We start from the raw sequence: 26,084 nt of genomic DNA, 5'->3' as shown, positions 1-26,084 counted from the left end.
CAGCAAATTGCAAAGGGGCTTTTGCCCCTTTGCAATTTGTTGTTTCCCACCCCGAGAAGTCGAGATATACTGAGATGAAAAAGAAATAGGTGAGAATGTGTTTGCAGGAAACAACCGCTTGGAGATTATCCAACGATTTCAAAATCGAAGTATTCGGTTCAAGCTTCTCATTTATTTTGTCATTATTATATTATTGTCGATCGTCACGTTAAGCGCGGTAGGCACCGGAGTTTATAAGCGCTCAATCGAAGATACGTCGAATGAACATACGATTCAAATGATGAAGCAGGTTAAGAAAAACATCGTTTATTATTTCGACGAAATGGAAAATATTTTGGCTTATGTTGCAAACGACAATAACGTGATGACTTTTTTCAATGAAGGACTGAGTACCGGTATTGACGGCATAGGTGCGAACAAGGCAGATATTGAAAAAGTGATCGCGATGTACGAGAGCAGGCATTCGGAAATTGCGGGCCTTCTAATCGTTAATAGAACTGATCAATACGTAAGCAATAGACTGGAGAGAGTCATTCGTAATCCGTTAACCTCGGAGAGCTGGTACAAGGAAGCGGTAAGCAATCCAGATGAGCTGCTGCTGATCAGCAAGCCAATCGGCAGAAATATTAAATCGGAATACAATTACAGTGCCGATCAAGTGCTGTCTTTCGTAAAGGCGATTAAGAATCCGCGCACAAATGAGGTTTTAGGCGTCGTTTTGCTAGACATGGAGTTAAGCATTTTTCAAACGACGATTGAGTCGGTGTCTTTAGGGAAAAGCGGATTCGTCTATATTACCGATTCACATGGAGGGATCGTGTATTCTCCGGTCAATTTGATTGTTTACAGGATCGATAATAATTGGTTGGAAAGCGGTTACACCCGTATGGAAAAGAAAATAAACAATCGAACCTTTCAAATTATGCAGGATCGCTTCGAGCGTACAAATTGGAAAATCGTCAGCGTGTTTCCGCTGGATGAGTCCAAGTCGGTCGTTATCAAGTGGCAGCTCTACACCGTTATCGTCGTGCTGCTCACGATCATCCTGGCTATAATCGTCTCGTGGTTTTTCACCAATTCGATTATCAAACCTGTCCGCAAGCTTAGGCGAATTATGCAGCGAGTAGAGGAAGGGGAGCTGCATCTTAGGTTCAAAGGCGGATCAAAGGATGAAATCGGCCAACTTGGCGACAGCTTCAACAAGATGGTTCAGGAAATTGAGCAATTAATCCATATGGTTTATACCGAGCAGAAAGAGAAACGGGAGGCGGAGCTCAAGGTGCTGCAAGAGCAGATTAAGCCGCATTTTCTATACAATACGCTCGATACGATCCAGTGGATGGCACAGGATAGAGGAGCGGATGATATCGTTGAAATTATTATCGCGCTCACCAATCTGTTTCGAATCGGCTTAAGTAAGGGCAATGAAATGATATCTCTTGAGGATGAAATCAAGCATGTGAACAGCTATCTAATTATTCAAATGATGCGCTACGAGAGTAAGATCAGCTACGAGATTCAAGAAATACCCGAGCATTTGAAATACAATCGCTTATTGAAGCTGATCCTTCAACCACTTGTCGAGAATGCCATCTACCATGGCATCAAAATGAAAAAGGGTAAGGGGCATATCCGTATTGAAACAGCAAAAATTGACCAGCATCTCGTATTGTCTGTTATTGATAGCGGGCAAGGCATAAAGCCGGAGCAGTTGGAGCTTCTTGAACAGGGCTTGAAGGATTCAGTCAATCCAGAGCATAAAAACGGCTTTGGGCTGTTCAATGTCAATGAGCGCATTCGTTTGACGTACGGCGCCTCCTACGGCATCGAGGTGCAAAGCGAATATGGCAAAGGGACGAGGGTCAATGTGTATTTGCCTTTAAATAATAATTGAGGCTGAAAGAGCTTCTTACTCATAGAAGGAGGAGAGCAGCATGTGGAAATTAGTCATCGCTGATGATGAGCCAAGAATAAGAAGAGGTCTGATGCAGGTGCTGCCCTGGGAAGAGCTGGGCATTGAGGTAGTAGGAGAAGCAGAGGACGGGATTGAGGCGCTTGAGGTTGCAAGGTCCACCAAACCGGATCTCATATTTGTCGATATTAACATGCCGTTTCTGGATGGACTAGCTTTTGTCGAGCAGCTGCAGCTTGAGTATAAGTGCTTGGTCGTCGTCATTACCGGCTATGACGAGTTTACTTATGCACAGAAAGCAGTGAAGCTGAGCGTGTTTGATTATATTCTAAAGCCGGTAGTCAAGTCTCAGCTGAAGGAACTGATAGATCGCGCTGTTATTGAACTGGAGAAAAACAAAATAAAAGAGGAATTCCAAGCGTTTACGAGCAAGCAGCTTCACAATAATTCCTTGCTTATACGGGACAACTTTCTGCGCAGGTGGATAAGTGGATTATGGGAGCCCGACGAGGTTGTGGAAAATATTGAGTATCTGAAGCTTCCCATTAGCGCTTCAACCCGGCTCGCTGTGTTCAAGGTTGTTCAAAGCACAAACGTCGGTACAGTTAAGAAGGAATGGGGCAAGGATTTACTCGAATTTGCTTCCAGAAATATCATAGAGGATATACTAGCAGCCAGCGGCCAGCATGTCGTATTGGAGGATGAACGGGGTTATATTGTCATCTTCTCGCCGATACCGGATGAGAGTGAGTGGATCACGCAGTGTATGGCTATTCAAACGAAATTCGAAGAAATATTGGCGCGGATGGTTATTTATTCGGACAAAGTGCTTAGCGATGGCTTTCTGCACGCTGACCGTGTCTATAACGAGCTTGTGAAAGACATTAATGCAAAGGGCAGCTTGTCGCCCGTCGTTCTGCTTGCGAAGAAGTTCGTTGAGCAAGCCTATGCGATGCCGAACCTTTCCTTGCAGGAGGTTGCGGATCAGGTGAGAGTAAGTCCAACCTATTTAAGCAAGCTGCTCAAGAAGGAGATTGGTGCTTCGTTCATTGATTATTTGACAGACGTACGAATCAAGCATGCGGTTCTGCTTATGAACGATACCAGTTATAAGGTTTATGAAATTGCGGAAAAGGTCGGTTATAACAGCCAGCACTACTTCAGCAACGCTTTCAAGAAAAAAACAGGCGTTTCTCCCAACTCCTATCGCAAAGGAAGCTGGACATGAAAGAAGCAAGGTACAAACTTTTATTTTTTTTCGTCGCGTTTATGGCTCTGTTAAGCTTGTATTCCTGCAGCAATCAGACAGCGACCATACAAGGCGAAGCGGTCAAATATCTCATAGGGGTCTCGCAGCCCAATTTAAACGAGCCTTGGCGTGTGTTGCTTAATGACGAGATCAAGCGCGATGCAAGCGCATATCCAGATCTGCGCGTCATTTTTACCGACGGGGGTAATGATAGCAAGCAGCAGGAAGAAGATTTACATAAGCTGATGGGGTATGGCATTGATTTGCTCATTATTTCGCTCGATGATCCGATTCTACTAACGCCTACGATAACCGAAATCTATGAGAAAATTCCGGTTATCGTGCTAGGCCGCGGCGTAACGGGTTATGATTATACGTTGTATATTGGAACAGATAATCGTCTCATTGGCAGCAAGGCGGCGGGATACGCGAAGCAGCTGCTTGAAGCAGGGGATAATCGGATCGTCGAGATTCTAGGGCTCAAGGGCTCGCCGACGGTAGATGAACGCAGTGAAGGCTTCCGCGAAGCGCTAACTGACCGCAAAGATATCGTGATTGCGGAATCGCTGTATGCGGATTGGGAGCGCGATAAATCAGAAGATCTGCTTTTAAATACACTCGAAAAGGACACGGACATCGATCTCATCTTTGCCCATAATGACGCGATGGCATTGGGTGCATCGATTGCATTGAAGAAAAAAGGGTTAACGGATGTCAAGATTATTGGCGTAGACGGTGTTAAGGGAGATAATGGCGGATTGAATCTCGTTAAGGACGGTACGCTCACCGGTACCTTTACCAGTCCGACGGGCGGTGGAGAGGCTATTCGGTATGCAGTTGACATTCTAAATAAAGAAAAAGGTATTCCCAAGAAAATTATTCTGAGAAGCCATCCGATCACTAAGGACAACGTGCATGTATTCGATGAGCGGGAAACAACCACACAGAATAAGCCAGTTAGGCAAATAACCGAAGCCGCGCCTATAAAGATTGGTTTCGCGCAGGTCGGTTTGGAGAGCGGCTGGCGGCTGGCGCATACCAATTCCGTTATCCATGCAGCCAAAGAGGAAGGAATCGAGCTGCTTTACGAAAATGCGCTGCAGCAGCAGGATAAGCAAGTCGAATCGATTAGAAGATTCATCGCGATGAAAGTGGATTTTATCGTGTTTTCACCTTTAGTCAAGACGGGCTGGGACGTTGTACTGCGGGAGGCCAAGCAAGCAGGAATCCCTGTTATTCTCTCAGACCGCGAAGTGAAAGTAAGCGATGATTCTTTATGGACCGCCTACATCGGCTCGGATTTCGTAGAGGAAGGCAGGCGGGCGGCTCGCTGGCTCATACAAGAAATAGAAGGAAACTCCGAGCAGGTGAATATCATTGAGCTTCAAGGCACAAAGGATTCCGATCCCGCCGTGGGACGGAAGCTTGGATTTGAAGAAATTATTCAAGATGAGCTTGGTTACCGGATCGTGCAATCTTTGCAGGGCGACTTTACGTTGGAAAATGGAAAACAGCTCATGCTTGAAGCGCTTGCTCAACATGGCAAAGACATCGATGTCGTATACTCCCATAATGATGATATGGCTCTCGGAGCGATACAGGCGATTGAGCAATATGGACTGAAGCCGGGCAAGGATATCAAGATCATTTCGGTAGATGCGACTAGGGCTGCATTAAAGGCGCTGGGTACCGGCAAATTAAATTTTGTCGTCGAGTGCAATCCGCTGCTTGGCCCGCAGCTCATGAAAGCCGTGAAAGATTATATGGCCGGGAAAGAGCTCCCGATGAAGATCATTACCTCGGAGGGGGTATTCACTCAGGATACGGCGAAGCGCGCGTTGGCAAGAAGGGAATACTAATGAACGGGATGCTAGGCTGAGCTGGACTCAGGCGGGTTGACAAGCTGCTCTTCACAGAGGGACAATAAAGAAATAATATCCAAATGAGAAGAGGCGATATTTATGTCAACCTTGATCCAGAGAATCAAACAGATTGCTGCAGGATTTGATGCAGATACGCTGCGATCCATTGAAATAGAACCATTACGGATTGAAGCAGGCGCCATCAATGAGGTTGCTCCTTATCTGAAGGAGAAAAACTATGCTCAGGTTATCATAGCAGCAGACGCCATCACATATGAGATTGCAGGCAGAACGCTGGAGGAAGCGATTGCGGCGCTTGGCATTTCGGTTCAGGTAACGCTTATTAAGCCAAATCCGCAGGGAGATGTCATTGCCGACGAAGCTTCGATCGTACAGCTGCTGCTCGACATTCAGCTAAAGAAAGCACAGGTTGTCATTGCGGCCGGCTCGGGAACGCTTCATGATATTTCCCGTTATGCGGCGTATACGGCAGGCATTCCTTTCCTATCGGTACCAACCGCGCCTTCGGTCGACGGTTTTAATTCAAAGGGTGCTCCCATCATCATCCGCGGTGAGAAGAAGACGATTGCGGCGATTGGACCGGACGCTATATTTGCGGATTTGGACATTTTGGCAAAAGCGCCATCCGCTATGGTAGCTGCTGGCTTTGGCGACATGCTGGGCAAATATACGTCATTGTTTGATTGGCATTTTGGCGCATCGGAGGGCGGTGAGCCATATTCCGTGGAGGTAGCTGAAATTACGCGTATTGCGCTTCAGAATTGCACCATGCATGTGGAGCAGATTGCCAGCCGTGATCAGGCAGGCATTCGCATATTAATAGAAACATTGATTGAATCAGGGCTGGCGATGCTGCTGTTCGGCCAATCGCATTCCGCTTCCGGCGCCGAGCACCATCTATCACACTATTGGGAGATGGAATACATCCGCTTAGGCAAAAGGCAGCTTCTGCATGGAGCAAAGGTTGGCGTCGCCTGTGCGGAGATTTCCAAGCTGTATCACCGTCTGGCGGCTGAGGAGGGTGGACTTGCCTTTACTGCGCATCCCGAGCAAGTGCGCGAATCGATTGCTGCCTTGCCGGATGAGACGCAAATTAGAGCGTGGCTTACGCAGGTAGGCGGACCGGCAACAACAGAAGAGCTTGGCATAGACTCCGAGCTTCTGATGCGTAGCCTGCAGGAAGCCGATCAGGTTCGTCCGAATCGGTATACATTGCTGCGCGTTTTGAACGGACTATAGTATAGGAGCTGAAGCAAGGCTGTTTCTTTAGTCGGGTTTGGAAATTTCAGCTTGTTCCATCCAATCAAATTGAAAAGAACCTTCAAGCTCCACTTTTTGATATGCTCCCATCATAGTAGACAGTAGAAAAAACAAAAATTCTACTTCTGCCTTGATGGGAGCATATCATTTAGTGGCGTTGAAGGTTCTTTTGTGTATGTCATGGGTTTAGCAGGCTTATGTTGCCCTTTCGGGGCCAGCCCTCGTCTAAATCGTTTCCGAATCGAGGATCCGTCGAATTAGAAGTTAAAGTTATCCGGATCAGGCCCAAAACGCTGATTGCGGTTAAGCCCGCTAATGAGGGCAACTTCCTCATCGGTTAATGTAAAGTCGAAAATATCCGCATTCTCTTGCTGGCGAACGGGATTAACCGATTTCGGGATCGTAACGACCTCGTTCTGAAGATCCCACCTGAGTACAACTTGAGCGGGGGATTTGCCGTATTTGGCGCCAATCTCAGCGAGGACGCTTTGATCGAGATTTCCTTGCATGAGCGGGCTCCATGCCATGAGCTGGATATTGCTGCTTTTTGCAAAGGTGTGAAGCTCCGTTTGCGTGAGAAGCGGGTGGTACTCGACTTGGTTAACCATTGGCACGAATTCACCGGTTGAGATAACGTCCCGCAGGTGATGTATTTGGAAGTTGCTCACACCAATTGCACGGACGAAGCCGTCTCTGTAGAGCTTCTCAAGCGCGCGCCAGGTTTCCGTGTATTTGTCCTTGACAGGCCAATGAATGAGCAGCAAGTCCACGACATCGAGGTCGAGCTTGCGTCTGCTGTCCTCGAATGCGGTCAGCGTGGACTCGTAGCCTTGATGAGCATTCCATATTTTTGTCGTAACGAAAATATCATCTCTAGCGATTCCGCTGTTTCGGATGCCGGCGCCTACGCCTGTTTCATTGTTGTAGGCCGCAGCCGTGTCTATGCTTCTGTAGCCGGCTTCAATTGCCGAGGCAACCGAGCGTTCTGCTTCTCCGTCATCCTTTACCTTCCAAACGCCAAGTCCAAGCCATGGCATCTTTACGCCGTTGCTAAGTATCGTCGATTCGGTACGTGCTTGTGACATGCTGAAGCAGCCTCCTTTATAGTGACAATTCTAAAATTGCTTTGACATCTTGCTTTTCTAAGCGCTTGAATGACCCGATTGCACCGTAACGAACGGCTTCCTCAGCCATACGGTCAAGCTTCTCGCTTCCAATCTCGAAGTCGGCTAGACGTGATTCTGCTCCGATTCGCGTGAAGAAATCGCGTGTCGCTTGAATGCCTTCCAGCGCAATTTCTTGATCTGATTTGCCTGCGGGATTCACTCCCCATACCCGTGTTGCGTATTGCACAAAGCGGTCGATCCGTTCTTCATGGACATATTTCATCCAGTTCGGGAAAATAACGGCCAGCCCTGCGCCGTGCGGAATATCATAAATCGCACTGACTTCATGCTCAATGCCGTGGGATGCCCAATCATTCGCCATTCCGACGCTGATCATGCCGCCGTTCAATGCCATCGTACCGCTCCACATCAAATTGGCGCGAGCCGCGGCATGCTCTGGGTTCTCAAGGGCAAGCTCGACATTCTCGATAACCGTCTGCAGAATGGATTCGCAGAAGCGCTCCTGCAGCGGCGTATTTTCTGTTAAGCTGAAATATTGCTCGAACACATGCGACATAATATCAACGGCGCCGTTGACGGTGTGGTTGCGCGGAACCGTATAGGTGAGTGTTGGGTCAAGAATCGAAAATTTAGGATAGGTGTGGGAGCTGCCAAAAGCACGCTTTAAATTTTCTTCCCAGTTGGTTACGACGGATGAACCGTTCATTTCCGATCCCGTTGCAGCTAGCGTGAGAATCGTACCGATCGGAAGAGCTTTCTCGATTACGGCCTTACCCGTGAAGAAGTCCCATACGTCTCCGTCATAAGGGACACCTGCGGCAATCGCTTTGGCTGCATCTATGACGCTTCCTCCGCCTACTGCTAGAATGAAATCAACGCCTTGTTTACGGCAAATTGCAATTCCCTTGTTTACCGTGCTTAGGCGAGGGTTCGGTTCAATATTAGGAAGCTCATGCACGGAAACGCCCGCATCTTGCAGCAGACTAACCGTTTTATCATACAAGCCTGTTTTTTTCACGCTTCCTGATCCATATACAAGCAGGACTGTTTTGCCATGCTTTGCCGTGAGTTGGCCTACTTGACTGGCAGTGCCTTCACCGAAAACAATATGAGTCGGGTTAACAAATTGAAATGAGTTCATGCCGTACCTCCTAGGTTTGTTTGGGTAACTAATTAGGTAACTAAACATCCTTTTGGTTATGTATACGCGGTTTATTTTATTGAAATCCGTTTCCAATGTCAAGTTTACCCGATATTAAGCGTTGAAAGGATAACTTTTTAGTTATATAATGGTTGGCAATTAGACAGAAGCAAAGGGGTACAAGCATGCAAGTTGAAGTAAGCAGCCGCAATATCAAATTTCTTGAGTGCCTTTCATCATTAACGAGGGTCAAAATGATCGAATTGCTCGGTGTTCAGCCGATGAATATAAAAAGCCTGTCCGAAGCGCTAGACATAAAGTCTCCTATTGTAACGAGGCATATACATATGCTGGAGGAAGCTGGCATTGTTCGATGCGAGAGCGTAGCTGGCAAGCGAGGCATGCAAAAAATTTGCCATCTTCAGCTCACCCAAACGATGCTCCTTTTCAAAAGCTCGCCTACTGTTGATGAAGCGAAGCGTTATGAGGTCTCGCTGCCCGTAGGACATTATTCCTCTTATCAAATCAAACCAACCTGCGGGCTGGCTTCCGACACGCAAATGATCGGGATGTGCGACGATCCGCGGTATTTTGCCGATCCGGAGCATGTGCAGGCCAAGGTGCTATGGTTTGGCTCAGGTTTCGTGCAATATCGGATTCCTAATTATATGGTGAATAACGAAACGCCGGAATCATTGGAAATCTCGATGGAAATATGCTCAGAGACGCCATGCAGCGTCAATCATTTGCCATCGGATATCGCATTTACGATTAATGGAGTAGGCATTGGGATATGGACCTATCCAGGTGACTTTGGCAGCACGAGGGGCCTGTACACGCCTGAGTGGTGGCACAAAAACATCCAGCATGGCTTAATTAAGACGATTCGCGTAAACCAGCTGGGATCGTTCATTGATGGCATTCAAGTATCGAATGTGACAATCGACCAGCTGATGCTGGCTTACGACAAACAAATTTTATTCCGCATTTCTTGCAGCGCGACTGCCAAAAACTGCGGCGGCGTCACCTTGTTCGGCAAAGGCTTTGGCAATTACAACCAGGATATTGAGGTCATTCTGCGGTGTCAGTGAAATAGCAAGCAGCAAGCAGCAAGCAGCACTTTTCTCTGTAACTGATGTGAGTTCAGGTAGGTGTCAGGTAGTGGTTGTTCGGCAGGCGAGCTATAGTTAGTGTAAGGTCAGCCTATAAGCAGAGGTTGGCTTTTTTGCTATTTGGACTAAAAGTGACAAAGATGGGAGTAGAAGGAGCAGTCTCCTTCTTCGGTTTCAGTATGTACGGTACAAACCGGCGCTCCAGCGCTCAGCAAATAATAGAACATGCAGATAGCTGGCTGAAAATTGAAAAATCGAATTTTTCTTTATATTTGTATGGATAAGACATAAATCCACTTTTATATTTCCGTTTATGTTTGAAATATGTATATTCAAAAACAAACAAATATGATATGATCCAATCAAACAAATACAAAACAACATTCGGAGGTATATCCATGGTACAAAGTTTATGGGAAAACGAAAAAGCAGCACAGCTTGAAGGCGGACTTGCCGAGCTAGTCTACCGTTCCAACATTATCGGCGCGGATCGCCGCGTATGTAATTTCGGCGGCGGCAATACATCTACCAAAACAACAGTTAAAGATTTTCGCGGTCGTGATGTTGAAGTGATGTATGTAAAGGGCAGCGGCTCCGATCTTGCTTCAATGAAAGCTGGCAACTTTACAGGTCTTCGCATGGATGATATCCGTCCGTTATTCGAGCGTTCTGAAATGCCGGATGAGGAAATGGTCGCTTACCTCGTCAATTGCATGATCGATTCCAAGCATCCGCGCGCATCCATCGAAACGCTGCTGCATGCGTTCCTTCCATTCAAACATGTGGATCATACACATCCCGATTCCATAATTAGCCTTTGCTGCGCTGACAACGGCAAAGCGCTAGCGAAAGAAATTTTCGGCGACCGTTTCGTATGGGTGCCTTATGTGCGTCCCGGCTTTAATCTTTCCAAAATGATCGCTGAAGGCGTTCTTGCCAATCCGAATGCCGAGCTTGTGCTTATGGAGAAGCACGGTCTTGTTACTTGGGGCGAAACAAGTGAGGAATGCTACGCGCAGACGATCAAAATTATTTCTGAAGCAGAAGCTTTCATTGAATCACGCTTTGACGAAGCGTCGCTGTTCGGCGGCGTGAAATACGAAGTGCTTGAATCCGAAGTGCGCAGAAACGTAGCCGCACAAGTGATGCCAACGATTCGCGGTGCTGTAAGCGATACGAAAAAAATGATCCTAACGTTCGACGACGAAGCGGATGTGCTGTCATTCGTAAGCGGCCAAGATTCACCGCAATTGTCACAAGTCGGCGCGGCTTGCCCGGATCATCTCGTACACACGAAGGTCGTTCCGCTATTTATTGACTGGACGCCAAATGCAGAGGATATCGATGGCTTGAAGGCGAAATTGTCTCAAGGTATCGCAGCATACAAAGAGCAATATGAAGCATACTTCGAGCGCAACAAAAATGAAGGCGACGTGATGTTCGAAGCAGCGCCACGCGTCATTCTTATTCCTGGTATCGGGATGATCAATACAGGCAAGAGCTGGGCAATGGCTCAGGTTAGCGGCGCGCTATACCACCGTGCGATTGCGGTCATGCGCGGCGCAACGGCGCTTGGCGATTTCGTATCGCTTAGCGAGAATGAGTCATACAACGTGGAATATTGGCCGCTTGAGCTTTACAAATTGTCACTGGCTCCCGCAGAAACGGAATTTTCACGCAAGGTTGCTTTCATCACTGGCGGCGCTGGCGGTATCGGAAGCGAAACGGCTCGCCGCCTTGTATCCGAAGGCGCGCATGTTGTGCTTGCCGATCTTAATTTGGAAGGCGCACAGAAGGTCGCCGCAGAAATCAATGAAAAGTACGGCGATCACCGCGCTACGGCTGTCAAAATGGACGTAACAAGCGAGGAGCAGGTAACGGCTGCTTATGCGGAAACGGCACTTGCTTATGGCGGCGTGGATATTATCGTCAATAATGCGGGACTAGCAACCTCGAGCCCATTCGACGAAACCTCGCTGAAAGAGTGGAACCTGAACATGAACGTGCTCGGCACAGGTTATTTCCTTGTAGCGCGCGAAGCGTTCAAAATGATGAAGCAGCAGAGCATTGGCGGGAACATGGTATTCATCGGCTCCAAAAACTCCGTGTACGCAGGCAAAAATGCTTCCGCATACAGCGCGGCCAAAGCGCTTGAAGCTCATCTTGCCCGCTGTATCGCAGCTGAGGGAGGCGAGTTCGGCATTCGCGTGAACACGATTCTGCCGGATGCGATTCTACAGGGCTCGGCGATCTGGAACGGCAGCTGGCGCAATGAGCGCGCTGCGGCTTACGGCATTGAGCCGGACCAATTGGAAGAATACTACCGCAAGCGCACGACGCTGCTCGTAAACATCTACCCGCGCGACATCGCAGAAGGCATCGCGTTCTTCGCTTCCTCGAAAGCGGATAAAACAACGGGCTGCATGCTGACCATTGATGGCGGCGTACCCGCGGCATTTACACGATAGGAGGAAGAGAGCGATATGTTTCAAGCGCGAGGAGAAAAGCAATGGTATATCCCGGACGGCTTTATTCCGCCGGACAGCACGGGAGCGCTTGTCAGCCATGAATCGGTTTGCGTGCTGAACTGTTCGTCCGAAGAAGCACTTATCCGTTTTACGATTTATTTCGAGGATCGGGAGCCGCTTGAAGATATATTGGTTGTTGTGCAAGGCAGGCGCACGAAACATATACGTACGAGCTCTCTGATGAAGGAAGGGACGCCTATTCCAATTGGCGTTCCTTACGCCATCGAGGTACTGAGCGATATTCCGATTATAGTGCAGTACAGCCGTCTGGATTCGACACAAGCAGAGAACACGCTTATGTCTACAATGGCTTTTCCAATGAAATAATTAACCATACTTGAAATGAAATAACCAACCACATACTTGAAAGGGTGTTCAATATGTCCGATCGCGCATACGCGTTTTTTGAGGAGCAGCAGAAGGCTAGAGGCATTAACATAGATGAAGTAAAAGCAAGATTGAAAGCGCTCAAAATCGAAACGCCATCATGGGGGTATGGCGATTCCGGTACTCGCTTCAAAGTATTCCAGAAGGAAGGCGTGCCCCGCAACCCGTTCGAGAAATTCGATGACGCGGCTCAGGTGCATAAGCTTACCGGAATCGCGCCATCAGTTGCTATTCATATTCCATGGGATAAGGTTGATGACTATGGCAAGCTTAGAAACCATGCAGAGAGCCTAGGTCTCTCCATTGGCGCAGTGAATCCGAATCTTTTTCAGGACGAGGATTACATGCTGGGCAGCGTCACCAATTCCGACGCGGCAATCCGCCGCAAAGCAACGAATCATTTGCTGGAATGCGTAGACATTGCGAAGGAAACCGGCTCCAAAGAGTTCAGCTTGTGGTTTGCCGACGGTACGAACTACCCGGGTCAAGGGCATATTCGCAAGCGCAAGGCTTGGATGCAGGAAGCACTGGCGGAAATGTACAGCGCTTTGTCTCCAGACATGCGCCTGCTTATTGAATACAAATGCTTCGAGCCGGCATTCTACCATACGGATCTTGCCGATTGGGGCATGGCCTACAACCTTGCGCAGAAGCTTGGACCACAGGCGGAAGTGCTTGTTGATACGGGCCACCACTTGCCGGGAGCGAATATCGAGCATATCGTTGCTTACCTGCTTGACGAGAAGCGCCTAGGCGGCTTCCACTTCAACAGCCGCAAATACGCGGATGATGATCTTATCGTAGGTACTGTGAATCCATATGAGCTGTTCCTTATTTTTTATCAAATTCTTAGCGCTGCAGGCGATTCCGACGCAGGCGTTCGCCAAAATGCGGAGAGCATCACTTACATGATCGACCAATCTCACAATATCGAGCAAAAGATTCCTGCCATGCTGCGTTCGGTTCTTAACGTGCAGACTCAGCTTGCAAAAGCGCTGCTCATCAACCATGACGAAGTAAACGAAGCTGCTGAGCGCCATGACGTTCTTGGTGCCGAAGATGCCGTTCGCCGCGCTTTCGAGTTCGACGTTACGCCATTGCTGCACGCGATTCGCGAAGAGCAGGGTCTGCCGAATGATCCGATGAAAGCATATCTTAGCAGCAGCTACGGCAAGGATATTTTGGTGAGAGGCAAGGGCGGTGCCAGCTGGTGACCATCCTCGCCTTTGATCTCGGGGCGAGCAGCGGTAGAGCGCTGCTCGGCCGGTTGAATAACGGCAAGATCGAGGTTGAAGAGCTGCACCGGTTCCCGAATGATCCGGTGCAGGTCGGCGACCGGCTGCAATGGGATATTTTGCGGCTGCTTCATGAATTGAAACAAAGCTTGCTGAAGGTAAAGCATCGGGAAATTAGGCTTCAAAGTCTAGCAATCGATTCGTGGGCGGTTGATTTTGGCTTAATCGGAAGCAATGGCGAGCTGCTCGGCAACCCTTACCATTACCGGGACCATCATACGGACGGCGTTATGGAACAGGTTGCCGGCGAGCTGACCGCATCTGCTATTTTTGAGAAAACCGGCATTCAATTTCTCCCGTTTAACACGATTTACCAGCTGGCTGCTTTGAAAAAAGCAAATTCGCCGCTGCTGAGGGACGCGAAGCATTTCTTAATGATTCCGGATCTGCTTCGTTACTTTTTGACTGGCGAAATGTATAATGAGTTTTCTAATGCGTCGACGACCCAGCTATACAATCCGCTAACGGAAAGCTGGGATGCGGAGTTGATCCAAGCGATTGGCCTCTCGCCTGATTTATTCGGAAGCGTCGTGCAGCCCGGAGCTCAAGTGGGCAGTCTGCGAACCTCCCTTTGCGAGGAGCTTGGCATCGAATCCGTTCCGGTCTATGCGGCGGCGGAGCATGATACGGGCTCTGCAGTAGCGGCGGTGCCTGCGCTGGATCGTTCGTTCGCTTATTTAAGCTGCGGCACTTGGTCTTTGATGGGAACGGAAGTTAATGCGCCTGTCATTAATGAGCTCGCACAGCAATTGAATTTCACCAATGAAGGCGGTGCCTATGGAACCTACCGCCTGCTTAAAAACATTATGGGACTTTGGGTATTGCAGGAATGCAGGCGAGCATGGGAGCGGGCAGGAATTTCCTACACCTTCCCCGAATTAGTTAAGCTGGCCGATGAGGCAGAGCCATTCGGTGCATGCATTGATCCCGATGATCCATTATTTCTCCATCCGGGCGATATGCCGGCTCGCATTGCCGAATATTGTCTGCGTACGGGCCAAAAGCCGCCGGAAAGCAATGGAGCGATCGTGCGCTGCGTCCTAGAGAGCTTGGCGCTGAAATATCGCTACGTGCTTGAGCTTACCGAGCAATTGTCCGGTCAAGCTTTTGGAGGGCTTCATATGGTTGGCGGCGGAATTCAGAACACGCTCCTGTGCCAGTGGACAGCGAATGCGATCGGGAAGCTGGTTTGGGCAGGGCCTGTCGAGGGCAGTGCCATCGGCAATCTGGTTGTTCAGTGGATTGCGAGCGGCGAGCTGGCGGACATTTGGGAAGCACGCAGAGTGATTCGGGATTCGTTCCCGGTCGACACCTTTGAACCGGAGCAGCCTGAAGCGTGGGAGAAAGCATACGTGACATTTAGAGAAAAGACGGGAATCGCTTAATCGGCGAATTCAAATATAAGCAAGAAAGAGGTACGCTATGCTGGTCCATGAACGATACGATAAAATTGTACTGCTGGTAAATGAGAGAGGCAGCATCCGTGTAACGGAGCTGAGCGAGCTATGTCAGGTGACCGAGGAAACGATTCGTCGCGATCTGGACCGCTTGGAGCAAGCCGGACGTTTGCGCCGATCCCATGGCGGTGCGGTTAGCGTAAAGGACCAGCAGCCGGAAATTCCGTATTTTGAGCGCGAGATTGCGCAAGCGGAGGAGAAGAAGAGAATTGCGGAGGAAGCGATCAAGCTTATTCTTCCGAAGGACCGTATTCTGCTTGACGCGAGCTCGACAGCTTGGTATATGGCGGCAAGCATGCCCGATATTCCGCTTACGGTGCTTACGAACTCTATTAAAGTAGCGATGGAGCTGAGCGGCAAGGAGAAAATCGAGGTAATCTCGACTGGCGGGATATTGGCATCGCGTTCGCTGTCTTATGTCGGTCCGCTAGCCGAGCGTTCCCTTGATGCTTATCATGTCGATAAAGCGTTCTTCTCGTGCAAAGGCGTTCATCTAGAACGAGGAGTGAGCGAGTCGAATGAGCTGCAGGCACGGATTAAGCATAAAATGGTCGGCATGGCCGATCAGGTGATTTTGCTTGCGGATTCGAGCAAGTTCGGTGTTCAAGCGTTCACGCATGTGGCCGACCTAAGCGATGTCGATGCGATTATTACAGACAGACGCTTATCGCAAGAGCTGCTTATGCAGCTGAAGGATAAGCAAATTACGGTTACAACGGTTTAGCATACTGGCGCGGCGCCTGCTTCAGCAGATGCGCCGTGCCGTTTCATATTGATCTGGTTGAACCGGCGGTTTGTGCCGTAAGCACGTATGTGTTTCTACAGCACCCAAGTAACCAGTTGGTTTTAAGCTGCAAGCACGCATGCGTGCTTATGGAGTGAAATCGACGTGTGTGAGCGGCAAGAATGAAGCTGTAAGCACGTATGTGTTCCTACAGCACCCAAGTAACCAGTAAGTTTGTGCCGTAAGCACGGATGCGTGCTTACGGAGTGAAATTGGCGTGTGCGAGCGGCATGACTGATGCCGTAAGCACGTATGTGTTCCTACAGCACCTAAGTAACCAGTTGGTTTAGGCCGTAAGCACGCATGCGTGCTTACAGAGTGAAATCGGCGTGTGCGTGCGGCATGACTGATGCAGTAAGCAAGAGATTTGAATGAAGCTGTAAGCACGTATCTGCTCCAACAGCACCCAAGTAACTAGTTAGTTTGTGCCATAAGCACGCATGTGTGCTTACAGAGTGAAATCGGCGTGTGTGTGCGGAAAGAATGAAGCTGTAAGCACATATGTGTTCCTACAGCGCCCAAGTAACCAGTAAGTTTGTGCCGTAAGCACGCATGCGTGCTTATGGTGTGAAATCGGCGTGTGTGAGCGGCAGGAATGAAGCTGTAAGCACGTATGTGTTCCTACAGCACCCAAGTAACCAGTAAGTTTGTGCCGTAAGCACGCATGTGTGCTTACGGAGTGAAATCGACGTATGCGAGCGGCATGACTGATGCAGTAAGTAAGAGACGTGAATGAAGCTGTAAGCACGTATCTGCTCCAACAGCACCCAAGTAACTAGTTAGTTCGTGCCATAAGCACGCATGTGTGCTTACAGAGTGAAATCGGCGTATGCGAGCGGCATGACTGATGCAGTAAGTAAGAGACGTGAGTGGAGCTGTAAGCACGTATGTGTTCCTACAGTACCAAAGTAACCAGTTGGTGTGTACCGTAAGCACACATGTGTGCTTACAGAGTAAAATCGGCGTGTGCGAGCGGCAGGAATGAAGCTGTAAGCCCGTATGTGTTCCAACAGCACCCAAGTAACCAGTTGGTTTAGGCCGTAAGCACGCATGCGTGCTTACAGAGTGAAATCGACGTATGCGAGCGGCAAGAATGAAGTTGTAAGCACGTATGTGTTCCTACAGCACCCAAGTAACCAGTAAGTTTGTGCCGTAAGCACGCATGCGTGCTTATGGAGTGAAATCGGCGTGTGTTAGCGGCAGGAATGAAGCTGTAAGCACGTATGTGTTCCAACAGCGCCCAAGTAACCAGTAGGTTTTGGCCGTAAGCACGCATGCGTGCTTACGGAGTGAAATTGGCGTGTGCCAGCGGCATGACTGATGCCGTAAGCAAGAGACTTGAATGAAACTGTAAGCATGTATGTGTTCCTACAGCACCCAAGTAACCAGTTGGTTTGTACCGTAAGCACGGATGTGTGCTTACAGATTGAAATCGGCGTGTGCGAGCGGCATGACTGATGCAGTAAGCAAGAGACTTGAATGAAGCTGCAAGCATGTACGTATTTCTAATACGCCAGCAACAACTAGCGGAAAATATTTTTTAACAAACATGTCTGACAACCTGATAAAATAAAAGATAGAAAAGTCGGAAGGGGCGCGAGTATGAAGGTCTCATTGTTTATTACTTGCTTAAGCGATGCGCTATACCCAAAAGTCGGCGAAGCGATGGTGCGCTTGCTGGCCAAATACGGAGTTACCTTGCAATTTCCCACGGTGCAAACCTGCTGCGGGCAGCCCGCTTTCAATAGCGGCTATTGGAAGGAAGCAAGGGAATCAGCGAAAACGATATTGGATGCTTTTGAGGACAGTGATTTTGTTATTTCGCCTTCAGGCTCATGCACGGGCATGATCCATCATTATCCGAAGCTGTTTGAGGATGATCCGGTTATGCTGGAGCGAGCGAATAGGCTGCAAAGCAAATCATTCGAATTTACGCAATTTATGGTGCAGGTGTTAGGCGTGACGGATGTTGGCGCTTCATTCCCGCATAAGGTGACCTATCATCCATCCTGTCATGGCTCCCGCATTTTGGGCGTAAAGGCGGAGCCGCTAGCGCTTATCCAAAAGGTGAAGGGGCTTGAGCTGGTTCCGCTGCCGTTCGCTGAGGATTGCTGCGGCTTCGGCGGTACGTTCGCGGTCAAAATGGCGGACATCTCGGGCGCGATGGTAACGGAGAAGGTGGATCATGTGCTGGAGACGGAAGCCGAAGTGCTGGTCGGGCTCGATATGGCCTGCTTGCTCAATATTGCAGGAAATCTGCGTTACCGCAACGAGCCTGTCCGCGTCATGCATTTGGCAGAGCTTCTTTATGAAGGGGTGAAATAAGCATGGCTGGAGCGAAAACGGAAGCAACCGTCAAAGCACGGGCAGATCTAGCGCTTAATGATGAGTTTCTGCGCAAGGCGGTACGATTCACGACGGAGAGGCTGCGCAACGGCAAGAAAAAAGCGACAGACGAGCATGGAAACTGGGAGAATTGGCGGGAACGCGGCAAGCAGATCCGCCTGCATACCATTGCGCATCTTGATTATTATTTGAATTTGTTCGTAAACAATGCGCGTGCCAACGGCGTCCATGTGCATTTTGCAACCAACACAGAGGAAGCGGTCAAGCTTACGCTTGATATCGCCGAGCACGCGGGTGCCAAGTCAGTCGTGAAATCCAAATCGATGGTGTCGGAGGAGCTGCATCTCAATCATGCGCTTGAATCCATCGGCGTGGAGGCGGTTGAAACCGATCTTGGCGAATATATCATTCAGCTCGCTGGCGAAATGCCGTCGCATATCGTCATTCCTGCCATCCACAAAAACCGTTATCAAATCGCCGATCTTCTCTCCAAAGAGGCCGGATATACGCTGCCGCCGGATACGACGGCGCTTGCAGGCTTTGTCCGCAAAAAGCTGCGCGAGAAATTTCTCGATGCGGAGATCGGCATGACCGGATGCAACTTTGCGATTGCAGAGACGGGATCGATGGTGCTTTTTGAGAATGAAGGCAATGCACGGATGGTCAGTACGGTTCCCAAAACACAAATTACGCTAATGGGCATGGAGAGAATTATTCCATCCTGGTCCGATCTTGAAGTGATGGCGACGCTGCTGCCTCGTTCAGCTACTGGTCAGAAGCTGACCATGTATATGTCAGGCATTACAGGTCCTCGCCGCTCAGCGGATGCGGATGGGCCGGATGAAATGCATATTATTATTATCGATAACGGACGGTCCCTGCAGCTTGGCGATCCGGAGTTTCAAGAGCTCCTGAACTGCATTCGCTGCGGCGCATGTCTCAATGCTTGCCCGGTGTACCGTCATATCGGCGGCCATGCCTACGGTAGTACGTACAGCGGCCCGATAGGAGCGGTATTGACACCTTCGCTTAACAAAAATATTGCAGAGTGGGATGATATCGCCAACGCTTCTAGCCTATGCGGCGCCTGTTACGAGGCTTGTCCGGTCAAAATCCCGCTGCACGACATGCTCGTCTACTTGCGCAGACGCAAGGTCGAAAGCGGGAACGGCAGCAAAATGGAGTCGATCGGCATGCAAGGTTTTGCGACGGTCATGGGCAATTCATCACGACTTGGCGGCGTGCTCCGACTAGGGAAGCTTGGCCAAAAGCTGGTCGTGCGCAGCGGCGTTATCAAGACGAAGCTTGGACCGCTCAAGGGCTGGAACACATACCGCGTCACGCCTAGCTTGCCGAAGGAGTCCTTCCGCGATCGCTGGGATACGCTTGATCAGGAGCTGAAGCAAGGGCTTAAGCAGATGGAGCCGTCCATGCAGAACCGGATGGAGGAGCTGGTACGTAAGCGCGAGCTTGACGAGAAGCAAGGCAAAGGAGGACACGGGCATGGCTGATACGCATAAGCAGTGGCTGGAGAAGCTGGAAGCGGAATCGAAAGTGAAGCAGGAGCAGTTTATGAACGACATTGCCTCAAAGCTAAGGCATCCGAGGATGTTTGATAAGCCGAACCATCCTTTCCGTGGGGCACCGGACTTCTGGAACGCGTTCGAATGGAGCGAAGAGGAACGGATTCAAGCTTTTACGGACAATTTTTTATCCGTAGGCGGGCATGTTGCCCGAATTGGCTCCATGGATGAAGTGAAGTCATTCATCGTTCAAAAGGCGGAGGAGATGAGCGCGAAATATGTGATTCGCCAAAACCAGCCTGAGCTGGATGCGCTCGGGCTGGAAGGAGCCCTTACGGGGTCCAGCGTATCGGTATGGAATACGGACGATGAGCAATACTGGAGGGCGCGTGCAGCGGAAGCGGATTTCGGCATCGTAATAGCTGACCATGCGGTTGCCTATACTGGTTCGGTCACGGTTCTGTCCGCGCCGAACAAAGGGCGCTCTGTCAGTCTGCTGCCAACCGTGCTGATTATTATTATTCCGATTGAACGGCTGAAAACACGGCTAGGGGAAGTGCTGGTGACTTTCGATGAAGCAGGCCGCGAGCAGCTTCCGGCGGGCATACACTTTATATCGGGACCAAGCCGCTCCTCCGACATTGAGAATGATTTGACAATCGGCGTTCATGGGCCTGGCATAGTCTATGCGCTGTTGGTAGAGTAAGTTCATCGGCTGATCCGTACTTGCTGTTACGGAAGCACTTCAGCTCTTTATGTTTGGGAGGTTGCGATTGATGTCATCATTAAATGTAGAAAAGCTGTCAAAACGCAATCATTACGAGGAAATTACGGTGCAGATCAAGCGGCTCATTATGGAGGGCAAGCTTAAAATCGGCGACAAGCTGCCCTCTACGAAGGAAATATCCGAGCAGTTCGGCGTAGGAAGATCCACAACGCGCGAAGCGCTCAGCGCATTGAAGGCGATGGGACTGATCGACATTCGTCAAGGCGGCGGCTGCCGAGTCATCCGAGAGGCGCCATCGGAGGGAGACCTTCCAGAGCTGCAGTCCCTACGTATGAACCGGGAGACGGTGCTCGAGCTGCTTGAAGCGAGGGAGTCCTTGGAGGTTTCGAATGCGTCTATTGCGGCAATTAAGCACACGGATGAAGATTTGGTCGCGCTTAGGCAGCTGATCGAGCAAATGGCGCAGACGGTGGGGGACGAAACGGAAGGGGAACGTCTGGACCTGCAGTTTCATCTTACGCTTGCGAGAGCAACCCATAACTCGATTATGGTCCGTTTATTCGAGTCTATTATGAATCATATCGAAACCGCCATTCATGATATCAGGCGTGTAGAGCTCTATGCCAGCACGGCAGTCGCGGAGCGCCTATATCAGCAGCATTCCGCGATCGTCGAGGCCATCGGAATGAGAGATGCCGAGCTGGCAGCGAATCGGATGAAACAGCATTTGCAGCATGTGGAGCATATCGTACGCAAGCATCTAGGAGAACCTGAATGAGCAGCAGCACCTGTCCATACAAATGAAAAAAAGGCTGAATCGTAGGCAGTATGCCTTTGGATTCAGCCTTTTTGCATGCAGAAGTATAAAAAGGTATTTAAGATTGCGACTTCAAAAGCTCTTCAATGAGTACCCCGTTGATCCGCAGTCCGGAAATATCGCAATCCTGCAAATCCACGTTGGATAAATTACAGTTCTTGAACTCAGTGCGGCTAAGGTCAGAGTGTTGAAATACGATTGGCTTATAGTCGCCATTGGGCTTATAATTATCATCCGCTTGATTCGGCAGCACGACACGGTTGAATTCGGTGCCAAAAAGCTGGATATGATCGATGATGGCATGACTCAAATTGGCATTGCGAATCTCAAGCTCTGACAAATTGACATTGGACAAGCTGGAATGGGACAGGTTGGCATCGTCCACGCGCAGCTCGCTTATGTTGGCGTTCGTAATGTTTGCTTTGGACAAATTCACATCATCCCAGACCGATGCTTCCGCGTTAACCTGATGAAAGCTGGAGCCGGAGATATCAGCCATATTCAGCTTCAACCGCTTATCATTCGTTTCCATTTAGACATGCTCCTCTTCTCTTCTAATCAAAGCTTCCACTGACGTAGCAGCCCACATGATTCACGCTTACGGCTTTGCTGCGCACATGATTCACTCGTTCGTCTGTTCTGCTCCAGTGAAATAAAAACAGTCCGATGCATTCCCCATCATCTCAATGGTTGCAGCATTCGAACTGTCGTTAACCGCAGCTATTTAATCGTAGCCAAATATTTTTTAATAAACGCTTTCGCTTTGTCCGGGTTTTTACTATCAGGGCGTATGCCGATAATCATGCTCTCTTTGTACAGCGGAACTTGGTCTACCAGCGCGCTGCTGCTCAGGTCAATACCGTAAACATGCTCTTCGGTATCCTCTTCGGTCTTCAGCTTTTTGGCAATTCCGTCTCTCATCAACGGTTTAAAGTCGCCGTTCACATCGTCATCGAGGCTCATGAGCACGCCTTGCGTGCCTACCCACTCGAATATGCCTTTATCCATAATGTAAACATCCGGATGCTCAGTAGCTAGCACAAGCACGGCTTTCTGCATGTAAGCGTATTGCGCTTGTTCGTCCGATGGTACGAGAGTAACGGTGGATACGAATCTTTTCCATTCGGGAAACGCTGTCAAAAGTGCGTTCTCAATCGGTTCTTCCTTCGGGGCATCCTCTTTCAGCATGTAATTGCCCATGAATGAAACAGATAAATCGATCGGCGGCAAGTTGGCGAGCCGCTCTTGCTCTTCGCGGTAGTTCATAAAGCTGATGACCCCGTAAATAATAAGTGCGATTGCTGCGATGGCACCGAACGTATGGAATTTGTAATAACGCCAAAAATGATCCATCTTCTGAGCCTGTCCGGCCATCTTCTTGTATTTTCCATACTCTTGCTCGTTGAAAGCGTCTGTCAGCTTCCGGTCTTCATACTCCAGAATAAGCCGATAAGCCTGCGTAATCTTTGCAAAAGAATCTTCCGTGCCTTCTGCGTTGTCCTTGTGCTGCTGCGTCCTGGACCTTGCTTGGCGCATAAGCGTCGTATAACGCTTCTCCACTTCCTCCTTGGCCGCAAGCTCTGGCAGCCCCATTGTTTCGTAGGCTTGTTTCAACTCGTCCACCTGTGTCACCTCAATTAGTAAGTAGCTCCTATATGATTCCTATCTATTAGTATACGGAATTCCGCGGTTAACGCAAATTTTGACGGATATAGACGATCATTTGTCATCCGTGGCATTTTCGCTGCTATTTGCGGCCGCAGAGCGATGGATGTTAAGCATGTCACGCTGCAGCTGATGATCCGGTCAAATCTTATCTGAATTTTGAACAAAATAACGGTTTTGTTTGTATGCTGTCCGTGCTGGTTTTGATATTCTTATACTAGAATAATCGATTAGGATGGTGTATGCATGACTGTTTTGTATTCATTTGATTTTGGGATCGGCAGTGCGCCAGCTTCCCCTCACATACAAATATGGCCAACGACGGTATACAGCGAGGTTCCAGGCTACGGCTTCGAATCATGCGAGCGCGTGAGCTCGCGAAACCGCGATGAGCAGAACCGTCTGCGGGGAGCTTTTTGCATCCCCCTGGAGGCCGTGTTCCGGGTTGATTTGCCGCATGGCTTATATACCGTAACTGCAACGATCGGCGATGCGATTGCTCCGACCACTACTACGCTGAAATATGGAACAAGCCGCATGGTTCTAAACAAGGCGGTTACTACAGCGGGCGCCTATGCAGTCCATAGCTTTACCGTAAAAGTAATAGACGGTTCTCTTCGTCTCGCGTTTTCAGGAATTGCGCCGCGCATTAATGCATTGCAGATTCAAGAAGCGCGTCAGGCGACGACGATTTATTTGGCGGGGGACTCGACGGTGACCGATCAGGATATTTTTCCTTACGCTGGCTGGGGACAGATGCTGCCGCTTTATTTCAAAACAGAAGTCGCGATTGACAACCATGCCATGTCAGGACGCAGCTCAAAAAGCTTTATTAACGAGGGGCGCCTGGCAGCGATTCTGGAACAGCTGAAGGCTGGCGATTATTTGTGGATTCAATTCGGCCACAATGACGAGAAGTCGGATGAGGAGCGGGCAACGGAGCCTTTCGGAAGCTATAAGGAAATGCTCGCCGTATACGTGGAGGAGTCGCGGGCAAAAGATGCTATTCCCGTACTCATTACGCCCATGCATCGCCGCAAGTTCGACGAACAAGGCCGCATTATCGATACACATGGCGATTATTTGCTTGGCATGAAAGAGCTTGCCGCCGAGCTGGATGTACCGCTCATTGATCTGGCTGAGAAGAGCAAGGCTTTGTATGAGCTGCTCGGCGATGAGCCGTCGAAGGCGTTGTTTATGTGGGCGTATCCCGGCGAATTTATCGATTTCCCGGATGGAACGCAGGATGATACCCATTTCCAGGAGCTTGGCGCTATCCTAATTGCCGGATTGGTGGCGGAAGGTGTTCGCGAGCTTGGTTTGTCGCCGCTTCAGTTGTATTTAAAATAACAAAAGTAAACGGGCTATGATTCGCATATCGGTACAAAGAGGGGACATTCGATTGGAATGTACCCTTTTTTTTACGGCTATCTTAAAAGATTATATTAACATTCTGAGATGCTCTCCATCTCATAGGGGTAGTCCATTTGTTTTCTTATATTGTCCAAATCATTGTCACTCAGAAATAAACGCAGCACATACAATCCAAGATCGATGGAGGTTGCAACTCCGCCTCCCGTGATCACGTGTCCGTCTCTTACAATTCGTGTACGGACGACCTCTTCGCAATAAGGCAAGGCTCTAGCAGCTCATAAGCGTAAGGATGCGTGGTCGCTTTTTTATTGTTGAGAAAACCAGCTGCTCCAAGCAGCAAAGATCCGGTACAAACGGATATGAGATATTTCGCGTTATTAGCATCCTTGATCCAGCTGACAAAGACGTCATCGTAGCGCAGTGCCCTTGTTCCAAAGCCTCCCGGAATGAAAACGATATCGTAAGGTGACGCCGTTAAATAAAATAAATGCTATTTTCATAGTGGAAGCACCCTATCCTCTCATTCTGTCATTATATTCCAAATGCTCGCCGAGGCAAAGGCCGCCTTGTGAAATAAAAGGCTGCGGGCTCGATTCTGCCAATGAAATGAACTACAATAGCAAAGAATCTATTGCTTTCGAAAAGAGGAATGAAGATGTTTGATCCAACCGTATTCGAAAACCTGAAGGTAGCCTTTGAGAACCAGCTCTATGATCTGGATACGCTGGATCGTAAGATTGATATCATAAACCGGGTTGATCGCATGGAGATGGCGGTCATGTCGCGGGAGTTCGCGCTTCAATTCAGACTGGCCGGCCGCTCTGCTGTTACAGCTGAGGTGCAGCTCATTGCGTCGCTGAAAGACCTGGCAGCCGAAATTTTGGAGTGGAAGGGGGAGACGCCTTCCTGCTCGCTGCGTTTGCGGTTTGCTATGAAGCTTCATCATGTTGACGAGCAATGTAAACAGATCGAGCAGATTATGCAGCGCATTTGGGAGCCGGACACGCCTGCTAAGCAAACGATCAGCTATATATATGGCGAACCCAATCCGATATATAGCAATATGATCGAGCTCGCATTCAGCCGCCGAATCAATGAGGAGCAAATGGACGATATTGAAGGGCTGATTAAGCATATGCTTCAAACGTTAGCGAAGCTGGAGGAGCTATCCTCATAAGCAGGCCTAAACCAATCGAGCTTTTACTTGTTTTTCCCAGTAAAATAATGACTGTATTCAGAGCGCGGCAGCTGTGCTATAGTACAGGAGAATAATGAACTGAAGAAGAAACGCCGGAGCTATGCCCTACGAAATATGGGCTGCCGGGAGAGGTTCGCGAACTCCCTCTATAAAAAACTATGCAGAACGATTGTCCCGTCAGGTGACATCGTCGTTTTTGCGTTCGGCGCAAAGCGGGTTTCTACCGCTTCGCGCCGTTTCTTTGGTTTTTTAGCAAGCAATGAAGGAATTCAGGCGATCTCGGATCTTCTCAAACCAGA

General features: G+C 49.2%; 22 protein-coding genes and 1 riboswitch. Of the genes, 16 read left to right on the top strand and 6 right to left on the bottom strand.

Annotation, left to right across the window (positions count from 1 at the left end; all coding sequences use genetic code 11):
- Nucleotides 1–118: 118 nt before the first annotated feature.
- From AB4Z29_RS07210 to AB4Z29_RS07195, 4 genes are all read left to right on the top strand, one after another.
- Nucleotides 119–1,894, top strand: a complete 1,776-nt coding sequence (locus AB4Z29_RS07210; RefSeq protein WP_441942368.1) for a sensor histidine kinase — start codon at nt 119–121, stop codon at nt 1,892–1,894.
- Between the two features lie 40 nt (nt 1,895–1,934).
- The gene (locus AB4Z29_RS07205) at nt 1,935–3,140 is read left to right on the top strand and encodes a response regulator transcription factor (RefSeq protein WP_441942367.1); all 1,206 of its coding nucleotides are present in this window, start codon (nt 1,935–1,937) and stop codon (nt 3,138–3,140) included.
- Nucleotides 3,137–5,020, top strand: coding sequence for a substrate-binding domain-containing protein (locus tag AB4Z29_RS07200; RefSeq protein WP_441942366.1), 1,884 nt, complete (start codon nt 3,137–3,139; stop codon nt 5,018–5,020). The genes AB4Z29_RS07205 and AB4Z29_RS07200 overlap by 4 nt, the downstream gene beginning before the upstream one ends.
- A 102-nt stretch (nt 5,021–5,122) precedes the next feature.
- Nucleotides 5,123–6,283 (top strand): sn-glycerol-1-phosphate dehydrogenase, encoded by a 1,161-nt coding sequence (locus AB4Z29_RS07195; RefSeq protein ID WP_441942365.1) that lies wholly within the window; start codon nt 5,123–5,125, stop codon nt 6,281–6,283.
- A 278-nt stretch (nt 6,284–6,561) separates the two neighbouring features.
- On the opposite strand, the gene AB4Z29_RS07190 is transcribed toward AB4Z29_RS07195, so the two are convergent.
- On the bottom strand, nt 6,562–7,389 hold the full coding sequence (locus AB4Z29_RS07190; RefSeq protein ID WP_441942364.1) for an aldo/keto reductase: 828 nt from the start codon (nt 7,387–7,389) through the stop codon (nt 6,562–6,564).
- A 16-nt stretch (nt 7,390–7,405) separates the two neighbouring features.
- Nucleotides 7,406–8,572: an iron-containing alcohol dehydrogenase gene (locus AB4Z29_RS07185; RefSeq protein WP_441942363.1), complete on the bottom strand. Its 1,167-nt coding sequence runs from the start codon at nt 8,570–8,572 to the stop codon at nt 7,406–7,408.
- Nucleotides 8,573–8,826: 254 nt separating this feature from the next.
- On the opposite strand from AB4Z29_RS07185, the gene AB4Z29_RS07180 reads away from it, so the two are divergent.
- The 10 genes from AB4Z29_RS07180 to AB4Z29_RS07135 all read left to right on the top strand — a co-directional run bounded on the left by AB4Z29_RS07180 (nt 8,827) and on the right by AB4Z29_RS07135 (nt 21,509).
- Nucleotides 8,827–9,663 (top strand): ArsR/SmtB family transcription factor, encoded by an 837-nt coding sequence (locus AB4Z29_RS07180; RefSeq protein ID WP_441942362.1) that lies wholly within the window; start codon nt 8,827–8,829, stop codon nt 9,661–9,663.
- 419 nt (nt 9,664–10,082) lie between these two features.
- Entirely contained in the window at nt 10,083–12,152 is a 2,070-nt protein-coding gene (locus tag AB4Z29_RS07175; RefSeq protein WP_441942361.1) for a bifunctional aldolase/short-chain dehydrogenase, read from the top strand.
- A 15-nt stretch (nt 12,153–12,167) separates the two neighbouring features.
- Nucleotides 12,168–12,539, top strand: a complete 372-nt coding sequence (locus AB4Z29_RS07170) for a sensory rhodopsin transducer (protein ID WP_441942360.1) — start codon at nt 12,168–12,170, stop codon at nt 12,537–12,539.
- A gap of 53 nt (nt 12,540–12,592) precedes the next feature.
- Nucleotides 12,593–13,813 (top strand): L-rhamnose isomerase, encoded by a 1,221-nt coding sequence (gene rhaI, locus AB4Z29_RS07165; RefSeq protein ID WP_441942359.1) that lies wholly within the window; start codon nt 12,593–12,595, stop codon nt 13,811–13,813.
- Nucleotides 13,810–15,279: a rhamnulokinase gene (locus AB4Z29_RS07160; RefSeq protein WP_441942358.1), complete on the top strand. Its 1,470-nt coding sequence runs from the start codon at nt 13,810–13,812 to the stop codon at nt 15,277–15,279. The genes rhaI and AB4Z29_RS07160 overlap by 4 nt, the downstream gene beginning before the upstream one ends.
- 37 nt (nt 15,280–15,316) lie before the next feature.
- Nucleotides 15,317–16,075, top strand: coding sequence for a DeoR/GlpR family DNA-binding transcription regulator (locus AB4Z29_RS07155; RefSeq protein WP_441942357.1), 759 nt, complete (start codon nt 15,317–15,319; stop codon nt 16,073–16,075).
- Nucleotides 16,076–17,737: 1,662 nt separating this feature from the next.
- On the top strand, nt 17,738–18,460 hold the full coding sequence (locus tag AB4Z29_RS07150) for a (Fe-S)-binding protein (protein ID WP_441942356.1): 723 nt from the start codon (nt 17,738–17,740) through the stop codon (nt 18,458–18,460).
- A 2-nt stretch (nt 18,461–18,462) separates the two neighbouring features.
- Complete coding sequence (locus tag AB4Z29_RS07145; protein ID WP_441942355.1) at nt 18,463–19,992, top strand: LutB/LldF family L-lactate oxidation iron-sulfur protein; 1,530 nt, start codon at nt 18,463–18,465, stop codon at nt 19,990–19,992.
- The gene (locus tag AB4Z29_RS07140) at nt 19,985–20,710 is read left to right on the top strand and encodes a LutC/YkgG family protein (protein ID WP_441942354.1); all 726 of its coding nucleotides are present in this window, start codon (nt 19,985–19,987) and stop codon (nt 20,708–20,710) included. Before AB4Z29_RS07145 ends, AB4Z29_RS07140 begins: the two co-directional genes overlap by 8 nt.
- A 70-nt stretch (nt 20,711–20,780) precedes the next feature.
- A complete protein-coding gene (locus AB4Z29_RS07135) occupies nt 20,781–21,509 on the top strand; it encodes a FadR/GntR family transcriptional regulator (protein ID WP_441942353.1) in 729 nt (242 codons plus the stop codon).
- Nucleotides 21,510–21,606: 97 nt separating this feature from the next.
- Here AB4Z29_RS07135 and AB4Z29_RS07130 read toward each other — a convergent pair whose 3' ends face one another.
- Complete coding sequence (locus AB4Z29_RS07130; protein WP_441942352.1) at nt 21,607–22,080, bottom strand: pentapeptide repeat-containing protein; 474 nt, start codon at nt 22,078–22,080, stop codon at nt 21,607–21,609.
- Between the two features lie 188 nt (nt 22,081–22,268).
- Complete coding sequence (locus AB4Z29_RS07125) at nt 22,269–23,171, bottom strand: J domain-containing protein (RefSeq protein WP_441942351.1); 903 nt, start codon at nt 23,169–23,171, stop codon at nt 22,269–22,271.
- Nucleotides 23,172–23,459: 288 nt separating this feature from the next.
- Here AB4Z29_RS07125 and AB4Z29_RS07120 point away from each other — a divergent pair, with 288 nt between their 5' ends.
- Nucleotides 23,460–24,563 (top strand): rhamnogalacturonan acetylesterase, encoded by a 1,104-nt coding sequence (locus AB4Z29_RS07120; protein ID WP_441942350.1) that lies wholly within the window; start codon nt 23,460–23,462, stop codon nt 24,561–24,563.
- Between the two features lie 95 nt (nt 24,564–24,658).
- On the opposite strand, the gene AB4Z29_RS07115 is transcribed toward AB4Z29_RS07120, so the two are convergent.
- Nucleotides 24,659–24,799: a hypothetical protein gene (locus AB4Z29_RS07115; protein WP_441942349.1), complete on the bottom strand. Its 141-nt coding sequence runs from the start codon at nt 24,797–24,799 to the stop codon at nt 24,659–24,661.
- A gap of 11 nt (nt 24,800–24,810) precedes the next feature.
- Nucleotides 24,811–25,008 (bottom strand): hypothetical protein, encoded by a 198-nt coding sequence (locus AB4Z29_RS07110; RefSeq protein WP_441942422.1) that lies wholly within the window; start codon nt 25,006–25,008, stop codon nt 24,811–24,813.
- A gap of 234 nt (nt 25,009–25,242) precedes the next feature.
- On the opposite strand from AB4Z29_RS07110, the gene AB4Z29_RS07105 reads away from it, so the two are divergent.
- Nucleotides 25,243–25,764 carry a hypothetical protein gene (locus AB4Z29_RS07105; RefSeq protein WP_441942348.1) on the top strand — a complete coding sequence of 174 codons (522 nt, stop codon included), beginning with the start codon at nt 25,243–25,245 and terminating at the stop codon, nt 25,762–25,764.
- A 143-nt stretch (nt 25,765–25,907) separates the two neighbouring features.
- A riboswitch (PreQ1 riboswitch) is annotated at nt 25,908–25,951 on the top strand.
- The last annotated feature ends 133 nt before the right edge of the window (nt 25,952–26,084 follow it).

Source organism: Paenibacillus sp. 2TAB23 (assembly GCF_052115165.1).
Lineage (GTDB): Bacteria > Bacillota > Bacilli > Paenibacillales > Paenibacillaceae > Pristimantibacillus.
This window is presented reverse-complemented; position numbering and strand designations above follow the sequence as displayed.

Coding starts and splice junctions, on each gene's coding strand:
- AB4Z29_RS07140 (WP_441942354.1), top strand. CDS start 19,985: ATGGCTGATACGCATAAGCAGTGGCTGGAGAAGCTGGAAGCGGAATCG.
- AB4Z29_RS07170 (WP_441942360.1), top strand. CDS start 12,168: ATGTTTCAAGCGCGAGGAGAAAAGCAATGGTATATCCCGGACGGCTTT.
- AB4Z29_RS07195 (WP_441942365.1), top strand. CDS start 5,123: ATGTCAACCTTGATCCAGAGAATCAAACAGATTGCTGCAGGATTTGAT.
- AB4Z29_RS07185 (WP_441942363.1), bottom strand. CDS start 8,572: ATGAACTCATTTCAATTTGTTAACCCGACTCATATTGTTTTCGGTGAA.
- AB4Z29_RS07180 (WP_441942362.1), top strand. CDS start 8,827: ATGATCGAATTGCTCGGTGTTCAGCCGATGAATATAAAAAGCCTGTCC.
- AB4Z29_RS07130 (WP_441942352.1), bottom strand. CDS start 22,080: ATGGAAACGAATGATAAGCGGTTGAAGCTGAATATGGCTGATATCTCC.
- AB4Z29_RS07120 (WP_441942350.1), top strand. CDS start 23,460: ATGACTGTTTTGTATTCATTTGATTTTGGGATCGGCAGTGCGCCAGCT.
- AB4Z29_RS07190 (WP_441942364.1), bottom strand. CDS start 7,389: ATGTCACAAGCACGTACCGAATCGACGATACTTAGCAACGGCGTAAAG.
- AB4Z29_RS07155 (WP_441942357.1), top strand. CDS start 15,317: ATGCTGGTCCATGAACGATACGATAAAATTGTACTGCTGGTAAATGAG.
- AB4Z29_RS07200 (WP_441942366.1), top strand. CDS start 3,137: ATGAAAGAAGCAAGGTACAAACTTTTATTTTTTTTCGTCGCGTTTATG.
- AB4Z29_RS07135 (WP_441942353.1), top strand. CDS start 20,781: ATGTCATCATTAAATGTAGAAAAGCTGTCAAAACGCAATCATTACGAG.
- AB4Z29_RS07145 (WP_441942355.1), top strand. CDS start 18,463: ATGGCTGGAGCGAAAACGGAAGCAACCGTCAAAGCACGGGCAGATCTA.
- AB4Z29_RS07150 (WP_441942356.1), top strand. CDS start 17,738: ATGAAGGTCTCATTGTTTATTACTTGCTTAAGCGATGCGCTATACCCA.
- AB4Z29_RS07105 (WP_441942348.1), top strand. CDS start 25,243: ATGTTTGATCCAACCGTATTCGAAAACCTGAAGGTAGCCTTTGAGAAC.
- AB4Z29_RS07205 (WP_441942367.1), top strand. CDS start 1,935: ATGTGGAAATTAGTCATCGCTGATGATGAGCCAAGAATAAGAAGAGGT.
- rhaI (WP_441942359.1), top strand. CDS start 12,593: ATGTCCGATCGCGCATACGCGTTTTTTGAGGAGCAGCAGAAGGCTAGA.
- AB4Z29_RS07175 (WP_441942361.1), top strand. CDS start 10,083: ATGGTACAAAGTTTATGGGAAAACGAAAAAGCAGCACAGCTTGAAGGC.